Origin of the sequence: Salmonella sp. K21076 (assembly GCF_039650795.1) — a bacterium.
In the GTDB taxonomy this organism is placed as follows: Bacteria; Pseudomonadota; Gammaproteobacteria; order Enterobacterales; family Enterobacteriaceae; genus Salmonella; species Salmonella enterica.
Genome location: NZ_JBCLYA010000013.1, coordinates 1 through 24373 on the forward strand (window position 1 = coordinate 1; position 24373 = coordinate 24373).

Annotated in this window: 22 protein-coding genes and 7 pseudogenes; 13 read left to right on the plus strand and 16 right to left on the minus strand. The window is 50.3% G+C overall.

The features are described from left to right. Positions 1–120: 120 nt before the first annotated feature. The 8 genes from tyrR to pspA all read right to left on the minus strand — a co-directional run bounded on the left by tyrR (position 121) and on the right by pspA (position 6356). Positions 121–1662, minus strand: a complete 1542-nt coding sequence (gene tyrR / locus AAYN39_RS06070; RefSeq protein WP_001235493.1) for a transcriptional regulator TyrR — start codon at positions 1660–1662, stop codon at positions 121–123. Between the two features lie 147 nt (positions 1663–1809). Continuing rightward, complete coding sequence (locus AAYN39_RS06075; protein ID WP_001294457.1) at positions 1810–2871, minus strand: YcjF family protein; 1062 nt, start codon at positions 2869–2871, stop codon at positions 1810–1812. Further along, positions 2868–4265, minus strand: coding sequence for a YcjX family protein (locus AAYN39_RS06080; RefSeq protein WP_000825858.1), 1398 nt, complete (start codon positions 4263–4265; stop codon positions 2868–2870). The genes AAYN39_RS06075 and AAYN39_RS06080 overlap by 4 nt, the downstream gene beginning before the upstream one ends. Positions 4266–4413: 148 nt before the next feature. Further along, positions 4414–4728, minus strand: a complete 315-nt coding sequence (pspE, locus tag AAYN39_RS06085; protein ID WP_000913432.1) for a thiosulfate sulfurtransferase PspE — start codon at positions 4726–4728, stop codon at positions 4414–4416. Between the two features lie 75 nt (positions 4729–4803). After that, positions 4804–5022: a phage shock protein PspD gene (gene pspD, locus AAYN39_RS06090; RefSeq protein ID WP_001097607.1), complete on the minus strand. Its 219-nt coding sequence runs from the start codon at positions 5020–5022 to the stop codon at positions 4804–4806. Positions 5023–5044: 22 nt separating this feature from the next. Further along, positions 5045–5404 carry an envelope stress response membrane protein PspC gene (gene pspC, locus AAYN39_RS06095; RefSeq protein ID WP_000014347.1) on the minus strand — a complete coding sequence of 120 codons (360 nt, stop codon included), beginning with the start codon at positions 5402–5404 and terminating at the stop codon, positions 5045–5047. Beyond that, positions 5404–5628: an envelope stress response membrane protein PspB gene (gene pspB / locus AAYN39_RS06100; protein WP_001274953.1), complete on the minus strand. Its 225-nt coding sequence runs from the start codon at positions 5626–5628 to the stop codon at positions 5404–5406. Before pspB ends, pspC begins: the two co-directional genes overlap by 1 nt. Before the next feature lie 59 nt (positions 5629–5687). Continuing rightward, complete coding sequence (gene pspA, locus AAYN39_RS06105; protein WP_000511000.1) at positions 5688–6356, minus strand: phage shock protein PspA; 669 nt, start codon at positions 6354–6356, stop codon at positions 5688–5690. A 170-nt stretch (positions 6357–6526) separates the two neighbouring features. Here pspA and pspF point away from each other — a divergent pair, with 170 nt between their 5' ends. The 3 genes from pspF to sapB all read left to right on the plus strand — a co-directional run bounded on the left by pspF (position 6527) and on the right by sapB (position 10230). After that, the gene (pspF, locus tag AAYN39_RS06110) at positions 6527–7507 is read left to right on the plus strand and encodes a phage shock protein operon transcriptional activator (protein WP_001764157.1); all 981 of its coding nucleotides are present in this window, start codon (positions 6527–6529) and stop codon (positions 7505–7507) included. 111 nt (positions 7508–7618) lie between these two features. Further along, positions 7619–9268, plus strand: a complete 1650-nt coding sequence (gene sapA / locus AAYN39_RS06115) for a peptide ABC transporter substrate-binding protein SapA (protein WP_001241626.1) — start codon at positions 7619–7621, stop codon at positions 9266–9268. Further along, positions 9265–10230, plus strand: a complete 966-nt coding sequence (gene sapB, locus AAYN39_RS06120; protein ID WP_000583298.1) for a peptide ABC transporter permease SapB — start codon at positions 9265–9267, stop codon at positions 10228–10230. Before sapA ends, sapB begins: the two co-directional genes overlap by 4 nt. Before the next feature lie 149 nt (positions 10231–10379). Here the strand turns inward: sapB and AAYN39_RS06125 are convergent. From AAYN39_RS06125 to AAYN39_RS06140, 4 genes and pseudogenes are all read right to left on the minus strand, one after another. Then, positions 10380–10807, minus strand: a pseudogene (locus AAYN39_RS06125) (recombinase family protein); the annotation flags it as partial. Between the two features lie 233 nt (positions 10808–11040). Continuing rightward, positions 11041–11136 (minus strand): annotated as a pseudogene (locus AAYN39_RS06130) (holin); the annotation flags it as partial. Positions 11137–11194: 58 nt separating this feature from the next. Beyond that, positions 11195–11620, minus strand: a complete 426-nt coding sequence (locus tag AAYN39_RS06135; protein ID WP_000727926.1) for a subtilase family AB5 toxin binding subunit — start codon at positions 11618–11620, stop codon at positions 11195–11197. 25 nt (positions 11621–11645) lie between these two features. Next, a pseudogene (locus AAYN39_RS06140) lies at positions 11646–12115 on the minus strand (pertussis toxin-like subunit ArtA); the annotation flags it as partial. 207 nt (positions 12116–12322) lie between these two features. Here AAYN39_RS06140 and AAYN39_RS06145 point away from each other — a divergent pair. Then, positions 12323–12460, plus strand: a pseudogene (locus AAYN39_RS06145) (IS4 family transposase); the annotation flags it as partial. Here the strand turns inward: AAYN39_RS06145 and AAYN39_RS06150 are convergent. Beyond that, a pseudogene (locus AAYN39_RS06150) lies at positions 12461–12649 on the minus strand (recombination protein NinG); the annotation flags it as partial. It abuts the pseudogene before it with no gap. A 335-nt stretch (positions 12650–12984) separates the two neighbouring features. On the opposite strand from AAYN39_RS06150, the gene AAYN39_RS06155 reads away from it, so the two are divergent. Next, positions 12985–13479, plus strand: coding sequence for a hypothetical protein (locus tag AAYN39_RS06155; RefSeq protein WP_000977502.1), 495 nt, complete (start codon positions 12985–12987; stop codon positions 13477–13479). Between the two features lie 307 nt (positions 13480–13786). Here the strand turns inward: AAYN39_RS06155 and AAYN39_RS06160 are convergent. Then, positions 13787–14142, minus strand: a pseudogene (locus AAYN39_RS06160) (Arm DNA-binding domain-containing protein); the annotation flags it as partial. A 146-nt stretch (positions 14143–14288) separates the two neighbouring features. Here AAYN39_RS06160 and sapC point away from each other — a divergent pair. Genes sapC through sapF form a run of 3 tightly spaced genes read left to right on the plus strand, consistent with a single transcriptional unit; the run spans position 14289 to position 16979 of the window. After that, positions 14289–15179: a peptide ABC transporter permease SapC gene (sapC, locus tag AAYN39_RS06165; protein WP_001146150.1), complete on the plus strand. Its 891-nt coding sequence runs from the start codon at positions 14289–14291 to the stop codon at positions 15177–15179. Beyond that, a complete protein-coding gene (gene sapD / locus AAYN39_RS06170) occupies positions 15179–16171 on the plus strand; it encodes a peptide ABC transporter ATP-binding protein SapD (protein WP_001128869.1) in 993 nt (330 codons plus the stop codon). Before sapC ends, sapD begins: the two co-directional genes overlap by 1 nt. A 1-nt stretch (position 16172) precedes the next feature. Next, positions 16173–16979, plus strand: a complete 807-nt coding sequence (gene sapF, locus AAYN39_RS06175; RefSeq protein ID WP_000230463.1) for a peptide ABC transporter ATP-binding protein SapF — start codon at positions 16173–16175, stop codon at positions 16977–16979. A gap of 15 nt (positions 16980–16994) precedes the next feature. Here sapF and AAYN39_RS06180 read toward each other — a convergent pair whose 3' ends face one another. Together AAYN39_RS06180 and steC are read right to left on the minus strand one after the other, a co-directional pair. Further along, entirely contained in the window at positions 16995–17702 is a 708-nt protein-coding gene (locus tag AAYN39_RS06180; RefSeq protein WP_001268399.1) for an EAL domain-containing protein, read from the minus strand. 466 nt (positions 17703–18168) lie between these two features. Beyond that, entirely contained in the window at positions 18169–19551 is a 1383-nt protein-coding gene (gene steC, locus AAYN39_RS06185; RefSeq protein WP_001116915.1) for an SPI-2 type III secretion system effector kinase SteC, read from the minus strand. A gap of 34 nt (positions 19552–19585) precedes the next feature. Here steC and AAYN39_RS06190 point away from each other — a divergent pair, with 34 nt between their 5' ends. From AAYN39_RS06190 to AAYN39_RS06210, 5 genes and pseudogenes are all read left to right on the plus strand, one after another. Further along, the gene (locus AAYN39_RS06190; protein ID WP_031624296.1) at positions 19586–19765 is read left to right on the plus strand and encodes a hypothetical protein; all 180 of its coding nucleotides are present in this window, start codon (positions 19586–19588) and stop codon (positions 19763–19765) included. Next, positions 19740–20039 (plus strand): hypothetical protein, encoded by a 300-nt coding sequence (locus AAYN39_RS06195; RefSeq protein WP_031610532.1) that lies wholly within the window; start codon positions 19740–19742, stop codon positions 20037–20039. The genes AAYN39_RS06190 and AAYN39_RS06195 overlap by 26 nt, the downstream gene beginning before the upstream one ends. Before the next feature lie 117 nt (positions 20040–20156). Further along, positions 20157–20945, plus strand: coding sequence for an enoyl-ACP reductase FabI (gene fabI, locus AAYN39_RS06200; RefSeq protein ID WP_000506501.1), 789 nt, complete (start codon positions 20157–20159; stop codon positions 20943–20945). Positions 20946–21144: 199 nt separating this feature from the next. Further along, positions 21145–22062 (plus strand): annotated as a pseudogene (locus AAYN39_RS06205) (CMD domain-containing protein); the annotation flags it as partial. Positions 22063–22366: 304 nt separating this feature from the next. Continuing rightward, positions 22367–24301, plus strand: coding sequence for an exoribonuclease II (locus AAYN39_RS06210; RefSeq protein WP_000485046.1), 1935 nt, complete (start codon positions 22367–22369; stop codon positions 24299–24301). Positions 24302–24373: the final 72 nt, after the last annotated feature.

Sequence of the window (24373 nt, forward strand, 5' to 3'; positions counted from 1 at the left end):
GTAAGTAACGAAGTTTGATGCAAATGTCAGATCGTATGCGCCTGTTAGGGCGCGGCTGGTAAGAGAGCCTTACAGGCGCATCAGAAAAACCTCCGGCTATGCCGGAGGATATTTATTTTTCTACTCTTCACCCTTCTTCTGGCTCAGACCATATTCACGCAGCTTATTGGCAATCGCGGTATGCGATACCCCCAACCGTTTCGCCAGTTTACGCGTACTCGGATAGCTACGATAAAGCTGAGTAAGGACAGAACGTTCGAAACGACTGGTAATGTCATCCAGCGAACCTTCCATCGCATCCTCGCCGACTGCCACCGTCGCGGCATCGTAGTCAGGCAACAGGATGTCCTGCGGACGCAGCTCATACCCTTCCAGTTGCGTCAGCGCCCGATAAATCGCATTTTTAAGCTGGCGAACGTTACCCGGCCAGCCGTAACGAGTGAGGACCGTACTCAGATCGGCAGACAGTTTCGGTCGTGGAACGCCCTGTTCGTCGGCAAAACGCGCCACGAACAGTTCGGTCAACGGCATAATATCCTGCGGACAATCGCGCAACGGCGGCAAATTAAGCGTCAGAACGTTAAGTCGATAATAGAGATCTTCGCGGAACAGTCCTTTTTGCACCAGCTCCACCAGATTTTTCTGCGTGGCGCAGATAACGCGGACATCAACATGAATTTCGTGATCTTCGCCGACACGACGGAACGTACCATCATTGAGAAAACGCAGCAGCTTCGCCTGCATACGCGGTGACATTTCGCCAATTTCATCCAGCAGCACCGAGCCGCCATTCGCCTGTTCAAAAAAGCCTTTTTTACCTTCCGGCGCATGGCCAAATAGTTCGCTTTCTACCGCATCTTCCGGGATTGAAGCGCAGTTGAGCGCCAGATACGGTTTCGCTGAACGAGGGCTTGCCTGATGACAGGCATAGGCGAAAAGATCTTTGCCGGTTCCCGTATCGCCGGTAATCAGCAGCGGCGCGCTGAGCATCGCCAGTTTGCGCGCCTGCTCAACGACGTGCTTCATCTTTGCGCTCACGGCAATAATCTGACTAAACGCGCTCAGATCCTGCGTGGACAAATTCTGTAGCTGCTGTCCCATACGAATCGTGGAACGCAACATCACGACCGCCCCGGTCAACACGTATTCGTCATTTTCGTTTTGTAAATGTACCGGCGTAATCTCCATCAGGAAGTTTTGCCCGTTGATCACGACATGTTCGTTATGGGAGCTTTGCGGGTTACCGTCCAGCCAGCGCTGAAAATTGAAGCCGTTGATTAATTGTGCGGCGGTATGGTGCCGCATTCGCTCCTGGCTCTGGGCAAAAAGTTGACAACTCGCCGGGTTCGCCATCTCCACTTTACTCTTCATATCCAATGAGAGCACCGGCTCCGGCAACGCCTCAAGCAGCGCGCTCAGGGCCAGATGTTCACGTTCGGACGGCATCCAGGGAACGGTACGGACATCCGTTACGCCGGAAATACGGCGGATTTCGGCCATCAGGCTGCTGAAGTCGGTGAATTCCAGCTCAGCAAAATTAAGATAAATTCGCCCAATGGGATCAATCTCGATTCCGCGTAAATCAATGCTACGTAACACCAGTAAATCAAGTAATTCGCGGGTCAGACCAAGTCGGTCTTCACAAAAGACTTCCAGACGCATGGGAACCTTCACCTGAATAATGAACCATTAAATAGATGATAAGCCACTATTCGGCTGGCAGGAAGGATTCTGTCAACAAATATTGACAGCATGGCGGAAAAACGGGCGCTGCGGCGTAAAGCCAGGCAATCAGCGCCCTGTGGAAGGTCATTTCTCAGGCGACGACTTACTCTTTTGCAGCGTCTCTTTTAGCTGACCGATAAGCTGACGACGAAAATCACCGAGACGTGGTTTATCGTTATCGGCCCACGGCAATGGTCGACATAGCTCCATCGCTTTTATTCCCAGTCGAGCGGTAAGGAGGCCTGCGCCAATCCCCTGCGCCGCGCGCGTAGACAGGCGTGCGGCCAGATCCTGAGACATCCAGTCCATACCGACTTCACGCACCAGCTCACTGGCCCCCGCAAACGCGATATTCAGCAACACCAGACGGAACAGACGAAGGCGGCTGTAATAACCAAGTTCAATGCCATACAGCGTTGCGATGCGGTTAATCAGGCGTAAATTACGCCAGGCAATAAACGCCATATCCACCAACGCTAACGGACTGACAGCGATCATCAGAGTCGATTCCGCGGCGAAACGGCTAATCTCACGTCGCGCCTGCGCGTCAAGTACCGGCTGTACCAGATGCGCATACAAGCCGACGATTTCCCTGTCGTTTTGCGTTTCGTGAATAGCGGCATACCAACGTTGTAATGCCGGATGTGATTGATCAATCCCCGCCTGCTGCGCCAGTTTTTCGCAAAATGCGCGACCTTTCACGACGCTATGGCTATGTAACAGTTCACGCGCCTCATCGCGCTCATGCGCCCGCTGGCGCAAGCGCCATAATCGCCACCACTCCGTGACCACCGATCCCACGCCAGCGCCAACGATCAGCGCGCCTGCGGCACAGCCGCCTAAAGCGACCCAGTCCTGAGTTTGCCAGGCATTCATTGTCCACTGTACGCCTTGCCCGACCACGCTCGCGCCAAACAGCGCCAGCCCTCCCATCACCATTTTACGCCACAGGCTGCGTTTGGGGCGCAGCGCGGCATCGACCGCCGCTTCTGCCACGCCTTCGTCTTCCGGGCGCTCATCGATAGCCGCAGGCGCAAATGTATGCGACTCCGCTTCGCTGAAAGTTTGCTGCGCTTTGAAGGCCGATGTAGGTTCCTCCTTTAGCGGTTCTGCAAAATCAATACGCGGTTTTAACGGTTCGCTCATCGCAGCTTATCTCCTATTAAAAACTCCAGCGCAGCGTCCAGACGAATGTGTGGTAATGGTTTATCAACATCCATTACCTGCGGACGAAAGGCTTCGAACTGAAAGCCCTGCTTATCCCAAAACGCTTGTCCCGGCAAACGCGAAGGCACTTCGCCGGGGTACACGGTTAACGGCGCGCCGTCACTCAAACGGTTTCCACGTAAAGCCGGGATTTTTTCACCGTTGACCTCAATCACGCCGCTGGTGGTCGCCTGTACCGACGCCAGCCCCAGGCAATCCATACTAATGCCTTCAAACGCGGCATTTTGCCAGGCATCCTGAATAAGCTGCTGGAGCAAGGCCACCATATTGGCATGTTGGTCGAGGGTGACATGGTCGGCTTTCGTCGCGGCGAACAGCAATTTATCAATCACCGGCGAAAACAAGCGGCGAAACAGAGTTCGCTGACCATAGTGAAAACTTTGCATCAGCTGCGTTAAAGCGAGACGCATATCATTAAACGCCTGCGGCCCGCTATTAAGCGGTTGCAGACAGTCGACCAGCACAATCTGGCGATCAAAGCGTAGAAAATGATTTTTGTAGAACCCTTTGACCACCTTTTCGCAATAGTAGTTAAAGCGTTCGCGCAGCATTCCAGCGTTGGTCTGTTTATCCGCCTGCGCCAGTTTTGACTCGCCGAAGGCGTCCACATCCGGCCACGGGAAAAACTGCAACGCTGGCGCGCCCGCCATATCGCCCGGCAAAACAAACCGTCCAGGCTGAATAAAATGCAATCCCTGCGATTTACACTGATGCAAATAATCCGTCCAGGCGGCGGCAATCTCCGCCAGCCGATTTTCATCGGCGGGCGCCAGCGGATCGAGCCCGTCGCAAAGTTGCCGCCATTTTGCGGCCCACTCAGCGCGTTGCCCTTGTAACAAGCCGTTCATCTGACGGGACCAGCTTAAATAATCCTGAGCCAGCATGGGCAGATCGAGTAACCATTCCCCTGGATAGTCCACAATCTCCAGATACAATGTCGAGGTATCTTTAAAATGGCGCAGCAGCGAGTCGTTTGAGCGATAGCGCAACGCCAGCCGAATCTCACTGACGCCGCGCGTCGGTGTGGGCCAGGCGGGAGGATTGCCATAAAGCTGAAGTATCCCCTCGTCGTAGGTAAAACGGGGAATACCAAAATCACGTTGAGGCACGCGCTTTACGCCAAGCAGGCGTTCTTCGCGTACCGCGCTGAGCAACGGTAAGCGCGCGCCCGCGTGGACATTAAGCAACTGGTTAACCATCGCCGTGATAAACGCTGTTTTACCGCTGCGGCTCAACCCGGTTACGGCAAGACGCAAATGCCTGTCTACCCCACGATTGACCAGCGCGTTGAGTTCAGTTTTAAGTCGCTTCATTGACATCCTGTTGAGCCTGAAGAGAAGAAAAAATAATAACGAGCCTGCGTTATAGATATGTGCAAAAACGTTATTATCAACTACCCGGAGAGATCAACAACGGCGCATTAAGCGCCGCGGTTAGTATGAGTATTGAGCAATAGATTATCTATTTTTTTACTTTCGGCATATCAAGACGACTGATGCCGCCCATATTCATCGCGTGCGTATACCCCATATCAAGCAACATTTGTTTTGCCATGCCCGACTGTCGCCCGGAGTTGCAATATAACTTTACCGTATCGTTCCTGTCTGGAACTACCGTTTCGATATGAGATTTAATCTCCTTCAATGGGATATTAATCGCGCCCTGAATATGCTCTCGTTGATATTGTTCCGGAATGCGGACATCTATCCAGTATTCTGCGGCATAAAGCGGCATGGCTACGAATAACGCTAACGCAAATATTCCTTTTTTCAACATACTCCCGTCCTGACACGTAATGTATTTCGCACACACTATACGCCAGAGCTTAACGAAATATTATGACCAGACTCGCTATTTGTAACGCTGCGAAATTTTATTCGCCGCCTTACGAAGTACTGGCTCCAGCGCAAACGCCAGCAACATTTTTAGCGGACGACGGGCGACGGATTTTACCGCCCATCCCGCCACGCCGGCAGGCCCGTAGCGTAACGCGGTCAACAGAACCAGCTTACCTGCTATTTTGAAGCCGGGCTTCACCTTCTGCCCGGCGCGTTGCCAGCGAGTATTCATCTTCACCTTCCCGATATATCAGTTACAGTTGACGGAAACGACTACGCAGTGTGAACGTATCTGACGTGACGTAGCGTTCCATTTCTCGCAAACGCTTTTCGCCTGCGGCAAGCTCTCTGTCTACGGTATCCAGCAGTTCGCCGCTGGTCGGCTGCGGTTTCCCTGCGGCCAGATTATCCGGCATAGGGTCCAGTACAAAAGACAGGACGATATAGGCCACTACGGTAAAAAACGCCAGCCCAAAGAAAATCGACAGCACGACCAGAATACGCACCAGTTTTACCGGTACATCAAGGTAGTCGGCGATCCCGGCGCAAACGCCACGCACCATGCCCTTTTGCGGCATACGCCATAGTTTTTTATTCAGATTGATTCCACTCATTAGCGCTCTCTCCAGTTCGGATGCTCTGCATCAAGAATATCTTCCAGCGCCTGAATGCGCTCGCGCATACGTTGCGCGTCGTCTGTGAGTTGCAGTAAGCGTTGCTGCTCGCTTTGCGACAGTTCTCCCCGACCGGCGCGGTTGCTGTAATGCAGCCACAGCCAAATCGGTAACACAAACAACACAAAAATGGTTAACGGGATGGCCAGAAATAGCGCGCTCATGCGTTCTCCTTACACCTAAAGCTGATGAGCGACGGCGCGTACCGGCGCCGCCATTGTCATTATTGATTATCTTGCTTCATTTTGGCTTTCAACTGCGCCAGCTGCTCGCTGATTTCATCATCGGCTTTCAGGTTGGCAAACTGTTGGTCCAGCGATTGCTGCTTACCAAAACGATGGCTTTCCGCTTCCGCTTCCATTTGATCGATACGACGTTCAAAGGATTCAAACCGCGCCATGGCTTCATCCAGTTTGCCGCTGTCAAGCTGACGACGGACATCGCGGGAAGAACTTGCCGCCTGATGACGCAGCATCAGCGCCTGCTGGCGAGCGCGTGTTTCGCTGAGTTTGTTTTCCAGCTCGCCAATCTCTTTCTTCATGCGCGCCAGCGTGTCATCCACCAGCGTGACTTCCTGTTCAAGCGTAGCAATTAAATCGGTCAGCTTTTGTTTTTCAATCAATGCGGCGCGCGCCAGATCGTCTTTATCTTTGCGCAGAGCCAGTTCCGCTTTTTCCTGCCACTCGGTCTGCTGAGCCGTAGCCTGTTCAATACGACGGGATAACTGTTTCTTTTCCGCTAAAGCTCGCGCGGAGTTCGAGCGAACCTCCACTAGCGTATCTTCCATCTCCTGAATCATCAGGCGCACCAGCTTCTGCGGATCTTCCGCTTTTTCCAACAACGCATTGATATTGGCGTTCACGATGTCGGCAAAACGAGAAAAAATACCCATAATTCAATCCTCACATAATGTTCTGATAACGGGCGATGCCCTGCTACATGATTAATACAATTTGCGTGCCAACTTTTTATATTATTGATAGTTAAGGAATTATTTCGTTTTACCTCGCCAGCCAAAAAGGATAAAGTGGTGAAAAACACTAACAAGTGGCGATTTTCATCATGGCTGAATTTAAAGATAACCTGCTCGGCGAGGCAAACTGTTTTCTTGAAGTACTGGAACAAGTCTCCCGGCTCGCGCCGCTGGATAAGCCAGTGCTGATTATTGGCGAACGCGGTACGGGTAAAGAACTTATCGCCAATCGCCTGCACTATCTCTCTTCACGCTGGCAGGGGCCGCTTATCTCGCTTAACTGCGCGGCGCTTAACGAAAATCTGCTGGACTCCGAACTGTTTGGCCATGAAGCGGGCGCTTTTACCGGGGCGCAAAAACGCCATCCCGGTCGTTTTGAACGCGCCGATGGCGGCACGCTGTTTTTGGATGAACTGGCGACAGCGCCAATGCTGGTACAGGAAAAGCTACTGCGGGTGATTGAATATGGCGAGCTAGAGCGCGTCGGCGGCAGCCAACCGTTACAGGTTAATGTGCGATTAGTATGCGCCACTAATGCCGATTTACCCGCCATGGTGAAGGAAGGGACATTTCGTGCCGATCTGCTCGACAGGCTGGCTTTTGACGTTGTACAACTGCCGCCGCTGCGCGAACGCCAGAGCGATATCATGCTGATGGCCGAGCATTTTGCTATTCAGATGTGTCGTGAGCTACGTCTGCCCTTATTTCCTGGTTTTACCGATCGGGCAAAAGAAACGTTGTTGCATTACGCCTGGCCGGGTAATGTCCGCGAGCTGAAAAACGTAGTCGAACGTTCAGTGTATCGCCACGGCAGCAGCGAACATCCTTTGGATGAAATTGTTATCGATCCTTTTCAACGCTATCCCGCCGAACCGCCCGCGCCCGCCCTGCCAGCGGCATCCGCCACGCCTGACCTGCCGCTCAACTTGCGGGAGTTTCAACTGCAACAGGAAAAAGCGCTGCTGCAACGTAGCTTACAGCAGGCGAAATTTAACCAGAAACGAGCCGCCGATTTGCTGGCGCTCACCTACCACCAGTTTCGCGCCTTGCTTAAAAAGCATCAGCTTTAGCTATTTCTCCGGCTAATTGACGACATTTACGCCAGTTATCCACCGACATTTTTACGTGGCGGGCCGAAGTGCGATACACTTTGCAAATTGAACTTCAAAAACTTAACTATTATGCGCCTGGTTTTATCATCTCTGATCGTGATAGCGGGTCTACTGAGTAGTCAGGCTACGGCTGCGACTGCGCCCGAACAAACTGCGAGTGCAGATATTCGCGATAGCGGCTTTGTGTATTGTGTCAGCGGGCAGGTCAACACCTTTAATCCGCAAAAAGCGAGTAGCGGCCTCATCGTCGATACCCTGGCCGCCCAGTTATATGACCGCCTGTTGGATGTCGATCCCTATACTTATCGTTTAGTCCCAGAGCTGGCAGAAAGCTGGGAAGTGCTGGATAACGGGGCAACGTACCATTTTCACCTGCGCCGCGACGTTTCCTTTCAAAAAACCGCCTGGTTTACGCCGACCCGAAAACTCAATGCTGATGATGTCGTCTTTACCTTTCAGCGGATTTTCGATCGTCGACATCCGTGGCATAACATCAACGGCAGTAGCTTCCCCTACTTTGATAGCCTACAGTTCGCCGACAATGTAAAAAGCGTGCGTAAGCTGGACAATAACACCGTTGAGTTTCGCCTGACGCAGCCAGACGCCTCCTTTTTATGGCATCTGGCCACGCACTACGCTTCCGTCATGTCTGCTGAGTACGCCGCGCAGCTTAGCCGAAAAGATCGTCAGGAACTGCTTGATCGGCAACCGGTCGGCACCGGGCCTTTCCAGCTTTCGGAGTACCGTGCCGGGCAGTTTATTCGTCTCCAGCGCCACGATGGGTTTTGGCGCGGCAAACCGCTAATGCCGCAAGTGGTGGTGGATTTAGGCTCCGGGGGTATTGGGCGTTTATCGAAATTACTGACCGGTGAATGCGATGTTCTGGCCTGGCCCGCCGCCAGCCAGCTAACTATTTTACGCGACGATCCGCGTTTGCGTCTGACGTTGCGCCCGGGGATGAATATCGCCTATCTGGCCTTTAACACCGACAAGCCGCCGTTGAATAATCCCGCAGTGCGCCATGCGCTGGCCTTATCGATCAACAACCAGCGCCTGATGCAGTCGATTTATTACGGCACGGCGGAAACCGCAGCCTCCATTTTACCGAGAGCCTCATGGGCTTACGATAACGATGCCAAAATTACGGAGTACAATCCGCAAAAATCGCGCGAACAACTAAAAGCGCTGGGCATTGAGAATCTTACGCTGCATCTCTGGGTGCCGACCAGTTCTCAGGCCTGGAACCCAAGCCCGCTAAAAACGGCGGAGCTTATTCAGGCGGATATGGCGCAAGTTGGCGTAAAAGTGGTCATTGTGCCGGTTGAAGGTCGTTTTCAGGAGGCGCGCCTGATGGATATGAATCACGATCTGACCTTATCCGGCTGGGCCACGGACAGCAACGATCCGGATAGCTTTTTCAGACCGCTGTTAAGCTGTGCGGCCATCAATTCGCAAACCAATTTCGCCCACTGGTGTAACCCTGAATTTGACAGCGTGCTGCGTAAGGCACTGTCGTCGCAGCAGTTGGCTTCGCGCATAGAAGCGTATGACGAAGCGCAGAATATCCTGGAGAAAGAGCTGCCGATACTGCCGCTGGCATCATCACTACGCTTACAGGCTTACCGCTACGATATTAAAGGACTGGTGTTAAGCCCGTTCGGCAATGCGTCTTTTGCCGGCGTCTCCCGCGAAAAACACGAAGAGGTGAAAAAACCATGATTATCTTCACCCTGCGTCGGTTATTGCTGTTGCTGGTGACGCTATTCTTCCTGACCTTTATCGGCTTTAGCCTGAGCTATTTTACGCCGCACGCGCCGCTACAAGGCGCATCATTATGGAATGCCTGGGTTTTCTGGTTCAACGGTCTGCTGCACTGGGACTTTGGCGTGTCCAGCATTAACGGCCAGCTGATCTCCGAACAGCTTAAAGAGGTGTTTCCCGCCACGATGGAGCTGTGCATTCTCGCCTTTGGTTTTGCGCTGATGGTCGGCATCCCGGTCGGGATGCTGGCTGGCGTGACGCGTAGCAAATGGCCGGATCGTTTTATCAGCGCGCTGGCGCTATTAGGTTTCTCAATTCCGGTTTTCTGGCTGGCGCTTCTGCTCACACTGTTCTTTTCGCTCACACTGGGGTGGCTGCCGGTATCCGGGCGATTTGACCTGCTTTATGAAGTTAAACCGGTTACCGGTTTCGCCATCATTGACGCCTGGATTTCAGATTCGCCGTGGCGTGATGAAATGGTAATGAGCGCCATACGACATATGGTTTTACCGGTGCTCACGCTTTCCGTCGCGCCGACCACAGAGGTGATCCGCCTGATGCGAATCAGCACTATTGAGGTCTACGATCAGAACTACGTTAAAGCGGCGGCCACGCGCGGCTTGTCGCGCTTTACGATTTTACGCCGTCACGTGTTGCATAATGCGCTGCCGCCGGTCATTCCCCGTCTTGGTCTGCAGTTTTCAACCATGTTAACGCTGGCGATGATTACCGAAATGGTTTTCAGCTGGCCAGGGCTGGGACGATGGTTAATTCACGCCATTCGTCAGCAGGACTATGCCGCTATTTCCGCTGGCGTGATGGTCATTGGGTCGCTGGTTATTGTGGTCAATGTGATTTCCGATATTTTGGGTGCTATGGCTAACCCTCTGAAACATAAGGAATGGTATGCCTTACGATAAGAAGCAATAAAAATATCATTAAATCAAAAAGTTATGCTTTTATTTTTGTGATAAGTTCGTTTTTTAGTACGTAAATATATACATATTGTTTTCTATTTTCTCCGGCAGTCCATGCTTCGATGATGATTGCCGGAGATTTATCTTCTCTATCAGCGCCTCCGGGTTTCACTGCGTGATGCTGCAGGAAGTTTTCTGTACAGCGTCGACAGCCCCCATAAATAATCGTTACCTGCTGTCGCGGTACTTCTGACCCAATCAGACGCCGGGCCTGCGCCTATTGTTCCAATGTTAGTTTCGGTCGTCGGCCACCATTACGCCCCCTCGCCCTTGCCGCTTCCAGTCCAGCGCGGGTTCTTTCCACAATCAATTCACGTTCCATTTCAGCGAGTGCGCCCATGACATGAAAGAAGAATCGCCCCATTGGCGTCGACGTGTCTATGCTGTCGGTCAGGCTGCGGACATTAACGCCGCGTTCGCGCAATTCTTCTACCAGAACGACCAGATGACGCATACTGCGACCCAGGCGATCACGCTTCCATACAACCAGTATGTCCCCTTATGATAACGTCCTGACTAAAAGGAACAGGCTTCACGGGCTGGATTTATCCAACAAAGCGCGTAGTGAGTGCTTCCCGTTAGCCTGAATACGAAAAAGGCCACGTAAATGCGCAGCCTTTATGGTGAGAGTTCTAATCTTAAGAGGCACTCCATCAAACAAACCACCCACAGTTGTCAGAAGCTTGAAGGAGTGCTTTGGGGTGACAGTATCTGCGGCATTGTTGCCACGAACAACGTTCCCGCAAATGCTCAAAATACAATCCCAAAATCCGCTCCAGTAAACGGTCTGAATATCGTTGCCCCACAGATCGCTACAGCCATACAGGAACCTGATAAAGGTTCAGACATAATCGTCTCACCAACAAGATTAAGCCTGTTCTTTAGAGCGTTTAATACCCAGCAACATTTAATTTGTCACCGTAGGCCCCATACAATAACTTGATGAGCTACAAGTAGTTATCGCAATTAATTCCCTGGAAGAGAATGCACTTTTGAAATCGGGGTCGCGCCAAACATTCTCTTTATAATATATCCTTACATCCCCCCCTGTTGTATAATAATACTTTGCTGTATTTAGCATGTTATCAAACCCCTGTTTATGATTCCCGTACACATCCACTTTACACATGGCATTGATACTAATAGCTTCACTCCCGTGCTTCAGTCCGATACAAAAAAACTGAGTTTCCTTACCCCCTGACGTATACACACCATAAGACAGGTTGTTAATCTGAACATTACTCACATACGTATCATAATCAGCCATAGCTGCATAACAAACACTGGATATTGACGCAAGAGCAAGAGTCAGAACCTTTAATTTCTTTTTCATAATCCACTCCAACAATATTTACCATACTTGTATTTCTATCGTAAACAAGCTCAACTGCTTCATGGATATTTTCAATTGGGATAGAATTTACAGATACATACTCACTTTGTAACCGCATCATCACTCGCTCAAAATGACCAAACTGGATACCACATAACTCAATATAAGCAACAGACGGCGGAAGGCTGTAGAAACTATTGTCTGCACGGATTCTGTATCTGTACAACCTGCCGCTAAATGTTGCTCTGGAGTAATATAATCGTGCTATATTATAAGCCTCATTAATATCTGAGATAGTCGCAATATAGTACTGTCTCGACTACCGGATACACAGGAGTCATCTCTTATATGTTGCTGAAGATTCCTGTTATTTCCGTGAGAAGCAAAACCATCCCGAAAAATCACATCTGAAGGTCTCGAGTCAACACGATATACAAAATCAACGGCACCTGAATGACCAAAAAAATACTAAAAATAATATTACTTTTTTATCATACTCTCTCCTACAGAAACTATCAGGCAAACCACCTAATGTGTTAAACCGAGTGCTAACCATAGCTCAGTCATACTTTACGTCTCGCTGGATAAAATTAGAAAAACAAACCTCCCCGGTTTACGGGCACGAAAATCCCGGTAATTGCGCAATGCCGATCCTTAAACTGCGGCACTATAACGGCTTCCCCTACAGGGAGCCGTTTTGTTATGTCACTTCTCAATGACCTGCTCGATTTCAGCGACCATCCCCTTATGCCACCGCCTTCAGCGCAGATGTTTGCGGAACATCTTCCTGCTGAGTGTATACAACACTGCCTGACGCTCTCTAAGCATGCAACCGTTCGCCTGGCGTTCGGCTTTATCCGCCTGGTGTTTACCTCTGATACACCTGGCTGCGGCTTTACTCTTTTCTTTGGCACGCAGTTCCAGCGCGTAGATAGCACCATGTTCAGGACAGCACCAGACAACGTTGCTGTAAGCAGGAGGAAACCATTCCCGACAAACTTTGCATTTACGGCGCGGTAATTTAGCCATGCTCACCTCAGACCCGGTTACGGATATAGCATCTAATAACGTTAGATTATGCATGCCTGACATTGTTAGGCGAGAATACGGAAGAGTAATAATTCATAGCATATCTATATTAATGCAAATAAAATACAGTCAACAGATTTCTCCAATTTTATTATATATAAACAGAGGCTTACGTTGAGTAATAACAAGATCATACAATCCCGCACCAGTAAAATTAATGTAAAAACAGGCGTAATCATGTATTAATATTGACTGGACAGCAGGTAAGTGATAACAAATAAATATTAAAAAGTAAATATCACATAATAACCATTATCACTACATGAGAGGTGAATATGATGAAACCTATTTCTGCCGCGATCCTCAATATTAGAGGGGCAGCCCCCGGCACTGCCACTATCGGAAATGGCGCAACTAACCTAGCCAAAGATATTATTAGGGTAGCTAATATTGCTTATAATATTTCACAGGTTGAGCAAAAAAGTGGTTTCTTGTTAGTAACGGGAGAGAAAGGCTTCAACAAATCTGCTTGCCTGCATATGCTGGGACAACAAATATCCAGAGTTTTTTCTGGGAAGCACTTATATCCTGGTGTTTTTATAAGTAAAGACGCAGCGTCCGAATTTGAAAAAACAATCAGCACTCATTATAAAACTCTTTCGGGTCACATTGATCTGCAACAATACACTAATGATGTAAATTGCGGAGCAGCTGTAGGTATTGTTGCACGGCAGCAAGAAAACCTCATACTAGATGAGATCACATTAAGTACGTTTAAAAAGGTCTATGTTAGGTTTTTACGATATTGTAAACTGACAGTTACTGTATAAATAATCGGTAACTGTCAGCTCACATCTGAGCTAATAAATATCATTCCCCCTGCTGACCCGCTGCAGCAGTTTAAGACGCAACACCTCATGCCGGAGTATTCCGATCTGTCTTATTGTGAACCTCCCAAAGACTAATGCCGCAACTGAACACAAACTCCGCCAGATACTTTAAGCCGGACTATTCCCCGGATGCCGCCGCGCGCCGCTTCTACAAATACTGCAACATCCTGATCGCGCCATACTTCAAACTAGTGCCAGACGCCACTGTCGGTCTTAATGACCCTGGCCCAAATTCCGTACAGTGCTAAAACTTCTCCCAGTAGTCGTATGTTCTTTTACGGTTAACGCTTCTGTTTTTTTCTTCTTCTCCAGCACCATCTGGCGACGAGGATCGAGTCCCTCAGTTAACCATGATCTAAAGTACTGACGGCGTTCCCTGGCATGAGATAGTGATATGGTTGGATAATCGCCAATCGTCAGTTGAGCAGCGTTCCCGTTCCATCTGTATCGGTAAAAGAATGTTATACTGCCGGATGTAGAGAGCCTGACATTGAGACCATGAGCGTCTGAGATGACCTTGATTTGGTCTCTTTTTTTGCCAGGAGCCTTTCTTAATTTTGTATCGGCAAGCAATGTGTACACTCCATAAGAGGATATACACATCTGTGTATACATTTTGCATAAATTGATAACCTTCACATTAATGCAAAGTACACAAAATTGAGACGCTTACAATCCATAACCAATTGATAGTGCTTGAAAATTTCAAAAGACATAAAGCATGGTAAACAAAAATAAAACGAGTAAATATGCCTTACGATAGCGTCTACAGCGAAAAGCGCCCGCCAGGCACCCTGCGCACTGCCTGGCGTAAATTTTATAGCGACGCGCCTGCGATGGTGGGTCTGTATGGATGCGCCGGTCTGGCGTTGCTGTGTATTTTTGGCGGCTGGATCGCGCCCTATGGTATCGATCAGCAATTTCTGGGCTATCAGCTACTGCCACCCTCCTGGTCACGCTATGGCGAAGTCTCCTTTTTTCTGGGGACTGACGATCTGGGGCGCGATGTGCTGAGCCGCCTGTTAAGCGGCGCGGCGCCCACGGTCGGCGGCGCGTTTATCGTAACGCTGGCGGCTACGCTATGTGGATTAGTCCTCGGCGTAGTGGCAGGCGCGACCCACGGTTTACGCTCTGCCGTACTGAACCATATTCTGGACACGCTGCTTTCCATCCCTTCGCTCTTGCTGGCGATTATCGTTGTGGCATTTGCCGGCCCACATCTGTCACACGCGATGTTTGCCGTCTGGCTGGCCCTGTTGCCGCGAATGGTACGTTCCGTCTATAGCATGGTGCATGATGAACTGGAAAAAGAGTACGTCATTGCTGCCCGTCTGGATGGCGCGACAACACTGAATATTCTGTGGTTCGCCATTTTACCGAATATTACCGCCGGTCTGGTCACCGAAATTACCCGGGCGCTGTCGATGGCGATTCTGGACATCGCCGCGCTGGGATTTTTAGATCTCGGCGCGCAGCTTCCCTCTCCTGAATGGGGCGCCATGTTGGGGGATGCGCTGGAGTTAATCTATGTCGCGCCGTGGACCGTTATGCTACCCGGCGCGGCGATAACGCTCAGTGTTTTACTGGTAAACCTGCTCGGAGATGGGATTCGTCGTGCGATTATTGCGGGGGTGGAATAATGCCGTTACTGGATATCCGCAATCTCACCATTGAATTTAAAACCAGCGAAGGTTGGGTAAAAGCGGTCGATCGCGTCAGTATGACATTAAGCGAAGGTGAAATTCGCGGCCTGGTAGGTGAATCGGGTTCCGGAAAGAGCTTGATTGCTAAAGCTATTTGCGGCGTCGCGAAAGACAACTGGCGAGTCACTGCCGACCGTATGCGTTTTGATGATATCGATCTGCTGCGCCTCTCCTCTCGTGAACGGCGTAAGCTGGTCGGGCATAATGTGTCGATGATCTTCCAGGAGCCGCAGTCGTGCCTTGATCCTTCCGAACGCGTCGGCCGCCAGTTAATGCAAAATATTCCCGCCTGGACCTATAAAGGCCGCTGGTGGCAGCGTTTAGGCTGGCGTAAACGGCGTGCAATTGAATTACTGCACCGGGTGGGAATTAAAGATCATAAAGACGCGATGCGCAGTTTTCCCTATGAACTAACCGATGGCGAGTGTCAGAAAGTTATGATCGCTATCGCGCTGGCGAATCAACCGCGACTCCTGATCGCTGATGAACCCACCAACTCAATGGAACCGACGACGCAGGCGCAAATTTTTCGCCTGTTGACGCGACTGAATCAAAACAGTAATACCACCATTCTGTTGATTAGCCACGACCTGCAAATGCTGAGTCAGTGGGCTGACAAAATCAACGTCTTATACTGCGGCCAGACGGTAGAAACCGCGCCAAGTAAAGATCTGGTGACGACACCACATCATCCTTATACGCAGGCGCTTATCCGTGCGATTCCGGATTTTGGCAGCGCGATGCCGCATAAAAGCCGTCTGAATACGCTGCCGGGCGCGATCCCGCTACTGGAGCAGTTACCGATAGGTTGTCGTCTGGGGCCGCGCTGCCCTTACGCGCAACGAGAATGCATTATCACGCCACGCTTAACCGGCGCGAAAAATCATCTCTATGCCTGTCATTTTCCGCTGAATATGGAGAGAGAGTGATATGGTGGAAACTCTGCTTGAAGTGCGCAACCTGAGTAAAACCTTTCGCTACCGAACAGGATGGTTTCGCCGCCAGACCGTCGACGCCGTGAAACCATTAAGCTTTACGCTTCGTGAGCGTCAGACCCTGGCCATTATCGGCGAAAACGGTTCCGGCAAATCCACGTTGGCAAAGATGCTGGCCGGCATGATTGAACCCACCAGCGGCGAGCTTCTTATTGACGATCATCCCCTGCATTACGGCGACTATTCGTTTCGAAGCCAACGTATTCGAATGATTTTTCAGGACCCTTCAACGTCACTGAATCCACGTCAACGTATTTCACAGATTCTTGACTTCCCCCTGCGCCTTAATACCGTTCTGGAGCCGGAACAGCGGCGCAAACAGATTGTCGAGACGATGCGTATGGTGGGGCTATTGCCCGATCACGTGAGCTACTACCCGCATATGCTGGCGCCGGGACAGAAACAACGTCTGGGTCTGGCCCGCGCGCTGATTTTACGCCCAAAAGTCATTATCGCGGACGAAGCGCTGGCTTCGCTTGATATGTCCATGCGCTCGCAGCTCATCAATCTGATGCTTGAATTGCAGGAAAAACAAGGCATCTCCTATATCTACGTCACGCAGCATATCGGCATGATGAAACATATTAGCGATCAGGTATTAGTGATGCATCAGGGGGTAGTGGTTGAACGCGGCAGCACCGCCGATGTGCTCGCCTCTCCGCTACATGAGCTTACCCGCCGTTTAATCGCAGGCCATTTTGGCGAGGCGCTGACCGCTGACGCATGGCGAAAGGATCGCTAAGCGACACAAATACCCTCAGTTCGATTCTCTGAGGGTGTTCACGCGACGGCCCAACAGCAATGTTTCAACCTCTTCTAACGCAACGGAAGGAAATAACGTGCCCTGGGTTGCCCAAATGCCTGCCGTTTTTAACGCCGGCAAATAGCGTGTGTTTTCCTGGCCACCCACCACGATCTTGTCACAATAACGCCGGATATGTTTGACAAGCAGCGGAAACGTCATTTTTTCAATTTGTGAGATAAAAAAGCTGCGATCAAGTTTTACGCCGCTAAAACACCCGCAAACTAATGGCGCAGCGGTTGCGTTCCCTACGCCCAGGTCGCCCAGCCATAATGGATTAGGTTGCTTATGAAGCGCGTGTATTAAAGGATCGATTAAGGCGTTATCTTGACATGAAAAATGTTCAGCGACCTGCAACTCCACAAATAGCATGGCGTGTAGTAATGCGCGAATATCTTTGTCCTGAAGGACAAGCTGCGCCATACCCCGATCGATATTTACGATACAGAACAGGCCGTGGCGTAGAAACCAGCCATGTTTGGCCGCGATTGTCCGCAACAGATCAAGCAGAAAACGGCGCTTCTGCGAATTGTCCCATGACGAGATAACAAACTCAGGGTGTAGCGGACGAGCGGGCGACGATGCAAAATGGGTAGTGATTTCGACACCCAGTAAATCCCCCTCCATTGCCCTTATCGGCTCTGCCATAAAAAAATAGCGCATGTGACCACTCCACTTGATCTTAACTCCCTGATAATGCGCTTTTAACGCAAATCAATCAGTAAAAACGATCAATATCTAAAAAATGATCGAAAAAAACAATATATATTAACTTCATGATAACTTGCTAATTTTATGTTTTGAGAATGTTCTTCTATTGCTATAAGTAAATTTACATACTACGCCGAACAACGCTAATACGACGGCATGAGACCATCCGTAAAGCCAGGTTTTTCTTGTCAGGAAGAGGGGAAAAATCAAGGCGAGTTAATAGTGTTGCACCATCGCGTGGCATTTCACCCACTATGGCAGCGCGGCATCGCCAACCCTAGTGGCGAGTTGCATCTCCGCTACAGGCTGTCCAGATCCCCCGAACGACCTTTAAGCGAATAGCAACTCTCAATAATTGATTGGTAAATCTGTAGCGAATGTGCCCCCGGCGATTCGCAGAAAAGAACGGAACTAAATGCTATTTTTTTAATTCATCCTTTAATACCTTAGCCACAAGAGTCCCTTCCTCCGGCGCGGCTAGTTTAAAACGTCTTCCTGGCGCAGGTGCCTGTTCTTCCTCTCCGATTAACTCATCAAGTTCTGTAATAAGTGACTTATAATATTCAATATCTTCAGTATTTCCTTCGGTCTCGGACTGCTTTAATTTTACCAGGTAACGGGCCTTAATTTGCTCTTCCAGTTGCCTTGTTGCAAGAGAAACGCTTCGCTGTTGCCGGGATTCTTGTGACAGCACGATTTGATCGCCATCGACAAAGAAAAGTACCCCCTCTTTAATCAGAATATTACCTACGTTATCTATATCATGCATATAAACCCCCCGGGATTCAAGAAGCGCCTCCGCCATTCGATAGTTATCTTCATCTTCAATATCGAACTCCTGACCTTGAATATATTTTGAAACTAAAACTGTAACGTCTTTACCATTAATATTCATGGAGGCCGAACGAGAAAAATTCTTGTCGTCATTGGCCATATTCAAATACTTACTGACACGATCAGGATGACAATTACGATGCTCCGGAGAGTTAACATCCACTTTTATTCCCCGCTCATTAATTGGAATCTTAACAACAAAGTCATCATGTAACCGATAGACTGTCCCATAACTTCCGCTACCTATTTTATTTTTTTCAATATCACGCATGCGAATATTTTTCTGAAACTCCGGCGAGTTAATAAACGCCTCTATTGCCGCTGGTTGTGATGTATCTGTCTGATCAATAGCGCCGCTCTCATCACCAGACGCCGTGGCGGGCGTGGCGGGCGTGGTCAGGAAGTCTATCAAACGATGCTCAAAAGCCTCATAGATCCCATTACTACCTGCTTCGCTCGGCGTCAGGTGATCATTATCTAAAGCGGCAAGCGTAATTTCCCCGGAATTATAATTAAACATCGTTTCTTTTAAAAAATCGACGCAACGCTCAGAGCACTCCGTCTCGGTCACTAACATTCCATCATAAAACATCTGTAGTAGTAACATATTTTCTTGATGTGCTAATACCTCTACAGTGTATTTATCTCTTGTTTCAGGCCTGGAGGCATCAATAAGTTTAATATATCCAAGAAGGGGGCGCCATCGTGTACAGTCTTCATCTCGCTTCGAAAATGGTCGTAGCGAGAAAGGCTTCGTAATATCTGGACGCTCGTTTTTTTGGCACAGTAGATTATAGATTTCTCTATAATCAGAGATTAAACTTCGACTGGTAAATATATTCCTGAAAAAATCTATGAACTTCTCATACGTTGAAAAAACATGCTCTCTTTTATGATCAATGATATCTCTTAAATGTCTTTCTGATATCTGGCAACTATGATTTCCGATCTGAAATGTAAACGGCATATGTCTCATCCTCTGAAAATTTATTATAATATACATGCAAACATATAAAAACCTGATTTGTAACTACTGTAATCACCTGCTTTCCAAAATTTTTCATATTCAGTATTACTCTGCATCAATAAATAGAGAAAACCTTCAGCGCCTAAAAAAGAAATTATTTTTGTTAAGCATTTGCTGGTTAAAATTACATGTCCATAACATCGCTAATAGGTGAGGTAAACCATTTGGATGAATATTCAGGCTTCCTACAGAACCTTTATTTGTCTGGTGGAAGGCGCATCGCTATCGTACTTGCTGTCCGTCCCGGTGTCTCTGGTTGGATGAGGCGAACCTTACACCAGCTGGTATACTGCACCGTAGGGCCTGTCCCATTAGACTCTTTGATTTGCCAGTTTGGCCCTGGGGAGTGCTCAAAATCCTCAGGGACTTCGTTACCGTGTGGTTTTAGAACGTCACCTGCCGGAGATAGCGGCGGAAAAATAGCGTGACACACGGGGCCAGGAGTGGGATATAATTTCAGACTAATTTCGAATAATGTTGAAAAGTTGCTGTTAACCATTGTTCGTAAAAGCAAAAAATAAGCAATGACTATAAGGATTAAAGCTATGGGTTTTCTTTCCGGTAAGCGCATTCTGGTCACTGGCGTGGCCAGTAAACTGTCCATCGCCTACGGTATCGCACAGGCGATGCACCGCGAAGGAGCTGAACTGGCGTTCACCTACCAGAACGACAAACTGAAAGGCCGCGTAGAAGAATTTGCTGCCCAGCTGGGTTCCAGCATCGTTTTACCGTGTGATGTCGCTGAAGATGCCAGCATTGACGCTATGTTTGCGGAGCTGGGTAACGTTTGGCCGAAATTTGACGGTTTCGTTCACTCGATCGGTTTCGCGCCTGGCGATCAGCTGGACGGCGATTATGTTAATGCGGTTACCCGCGAAGGCTTTAAAATCGCTCACGATATTAGCTCTTACAGTTTTGTTGCCATGGCGAAAGCCTGCCGCACCATGCTGAATCCGGGTTCTGCGCTGTTGACCTTGTCTTATCTGGGAGCGGAGCGCGCCATCCCGAACTACAATGTCATGGGTCTGGCGAAAGCCTCTCTGGAAGCCAACGTGCGTTATATGGCAAACGCTATGGGACCGGAAGGGGTTCGCGTCAACGCCATCTCTGCGGGCCCGATCCGCACGCTGGCGGCGTCCGGTATTAAAGACTTCCGTAAAATGCTGGCGCATTGTGAAGCCGTTACGCCAATTCGTCGCACCGTGACCATTGAAGATGTGGGTAACTCAGCGGCGTTTCTGTGTTCCGATCTCTCGGCAGGCATTTCTGGCGAAGTCGTCCATGTTGACGGCGGGTTCAGCATTGCGGCAATGAATGAACTGGAACTGAAGTAAGCGCATTAAGTTTATTAGCGGGCGGCACGGCTGTGCTGCCCCATTCCCCTCACTCACCGCTCATCTCGTTATATAGCGTTCTGATATTTGTTATCACCTAACAATCTTTCATCCCTTTCCCGCATACGCCAGGATAATCCAGCATAAACGATCCGACGCCGAATCATTATCGATCGCCATTTCATCCTCGGGAAACCCTATGGAACAATGCCGAAAAGCGGGTAAAAGCCACTGGTATCATGAAACACAATCCACTATGTCGTCACAAACTCCGCTTTCGCTGATGCCGGAAGCCGCGTATGTTAACGATCGATTTTTACTGGATTTAGCGGTAGCAGAAACCGCGTTGACGCCTTTTGAGTCATGGTTAAAGCCAGCTCGCCAGTTGGCGGATGTCTTATTTCCCCGCACGGTTCTCAACGACCGGCTTCATACGTTTAGCGCCTATGAACGTATGAGCACCGCCCTTACCGCCGCTCAGGTATTTGGGGTTCAGCGTTTGTGCCGCCATTATGCCGCACGTCTGGCGCCGCTACCCGGCCCTGACGCCTCAAGAGAAAGCAATCAACGGCTGGCGCAAATTACGCAATACGCTCGTCAGCTTGCCGGCTCCCCCTCCGTTATCAATACGCGAGCCCGCGAACAGCTTGCAGAGGTGGGATTAACCGCCCGGGATACCGTACTCATCAATCAGATCATTGGGTTTATCGGTTTTCAGGCGCGAGTAGCGGCGATATTTCAGGCGTTTTGCCGTCTGCCCGTGCGCGAGCTGCCCGGCCAGGAGATGCAGCGCTTTGCCAGGGCCGCGCGGTTTCAAAACCCCCAGACGACATGGCGGCCCGCCGCCAGTCTGGTAGAATATCCTCTCGCCCATACCAAAGTTCGGCGGCAATATTCGTCTTCACAATGCCAAATAATGGCGCCGGTACTCATGCGCGATCCGTCTTCATTCGCGTTACTCGAACGCATACTGACCAGCACATTACACACTGCGTCGCCCCCTTCTTTACTTCCACTTATCACGCTCCTCACATCACGTATCAACGGCAGCGCCGCCTGCTTTAACGAACAGGCAACCCAACCTGGCGCGTGGCGCCGTGCTGTCATCACGTTACGCTAGGAAGACGACGACATCGCTCGTTGGGAACTTGAGCCCGCGCTGACACAGGCGATACAATGGCTCACCAGAGCGCCCGATCGCTTTAGCGCCGCGCATTTTTTCCCGCTACTCACCAGGGGAGTTTCATCGGAGCAGGCCATTAATATGTTAGGCTGGTGTGGCGTGTGCGGATGGTTAAATCGTTTAAAAATCGCGTTGGGCGAAACCTATTAACTCATCCATTACTGAAAGAGCGCTTGCTGCGCCAGGCAGAATCGCGTAAAACTGTCAGCCGCTCTTTTGGCTACGAAAATAGACGAATATGTTTCAGGACAACCCGCTGCTAGCGCAGCTTAAACAGCAACTGCATTCCCAGACGCCGCGCGCTGAAGGGGTCGTAAAAGCCACGGAAAAAGGCTTTGGCTTCCTTGAGGTTGACGCGCAAAAAAGCTACTTCATTCCTCCGCCGCAGATGAAAAAAGTGATGCATGGCGATCGTATCGTCGCGGTCATCCACACGGAAAAAGAACGTGAGTCTGCCGAGCCGGAAGAACTGATCGAACCGTTCCTGACGCGCTTTGTGGGAAAAGTTCAGGGTAAAAATGACCGCCTGTCCATCGTGCCAGATCATCCGTTGCTGAAAGACGCGATTCCCTGCCGCGCCGCGCGCGGCGTTCAGCATGAGTTCAAAGAAGGTGACTGGGCGGTTGCCGAAATGCGCCGCCATCCGCTTAAAGGCGACCGTTCGTTTTACGCCGATTTAACGCAGTACATCACCTTTGCCGACGATCACTTTGTTCCCTGGTGGGTTACGCTTGCCCGCCATAACCTGGAAAAAGAAGCGCCGAACGGCGTAGCGACGGAGATGCTGGACGAAGGGCTGGAGCGCCAGGATCTTACCGCGCTGAATTTCGTCACTATCGATAGCGCCAGCACTGAAGATATGGATGACGCGCTTTATGCTGAGGAATTAGCGGACGGCAGACTCCAGCTTACGGTGGCTATCGCCGATCCTACCGCCTGGATTGCCGAAGGCAGTAAGCTGGATAACGCCGCGAAAATTCGCGCCTTCACCAACTACCTGCCGGGCTTCAATATTCCTATGCTGCCACGTGAGCTGTCTGACGATCTGTGTTCGCTGCGCGCCAACGAAGTGCGTCCGGCGCTCGCCTGTCGCATGATCATCGCCGCGGACGGCACCATTGACGATGATATTGCCTTTTTTGCGGCCACCATCGAATCGAAGGCCAAGCTGGTGTACGACAATGTCTCCGACTGGCTGGAAAATAACAGCACCTGGCAGCCGGAGAACGAAGGCATTGCCCAGCAGATTCGTCTGTTGCACCGTATTTGTCTAAGCCGCAGTGAGTGGCGTCATCATCATGCGTTAGTCTTTAAAGACCGCCCGGATTACCGCTTTGTGCTTGGCGAAAAAGGCGAAGTACTGGATATTGTGGCGGAACCGCGCCGTATCGCTAACCGTATCGTAGAAGAGTCGATGATCGCCGCTAACCTTTGCGCCGCGCGCGTACTGCGCGATAAGCTCGGTTTCGGTATTTACAACGTACATACGGGCTTCGATCCCGCGAATGCCGACGCGCTGGCCGCGCTGCTGAAAACGCATGGTCTGCATGTCGATGCCGAAGAGGTGCTGACGCTGGAAGGCTTCTGTAAACTGCGTCGCGAACTGGATGCGCAGCCCTCCGGTTTCCTTGACAGCCGCATTCGTCGCTTCCAGTCTTTTGCGGAAATCAGCACCGAGCCGGGGCCGCATTTCGGTCTTGGTCTTGAGGCTTATGCCACCTGGACCTCTCCCATCCGTAAGTATGGCGATATGATTAACCATCGCCTGCTGAAAGCGGTCATCAAGGGGGAAGCTATTGCGCGTCCGCAGGAAGATATCACCCAGCAAATGGCGGAACGCCGTCGCCTGAACCGCATGGCGGAGCGCGATGTCGGCGACTGGTTATATGCACGCTTCCTTAACGATAAGGCGGGGACAAATACCCGTTTCGCGGCAGAAATTATTGACGTCAGCCGCGGTGGTATGCGTGTGCGACTGGTCGATAACGGCGCTATCGCCTTTATCCCTGCCCCGTTCCTGCACGCCGTTCGCGATGAACTGGTATGCAGCCAGGAAAACGGTACGGTACAGATTAAAGGTGAGACGGTTTATAAAGTGACGGATGTCATTGATGTCACTATTGCGGAAGTTCGCATGGAAACCCGCAGCATTATTGCCCGACCGGCAGCGTAACCACGCTTAGCTCGCTCAACGGCCTTTGCTGAGAAGGCAAAGGCCGTTTCTTTTCTTCTTCTCCCTTCCGTC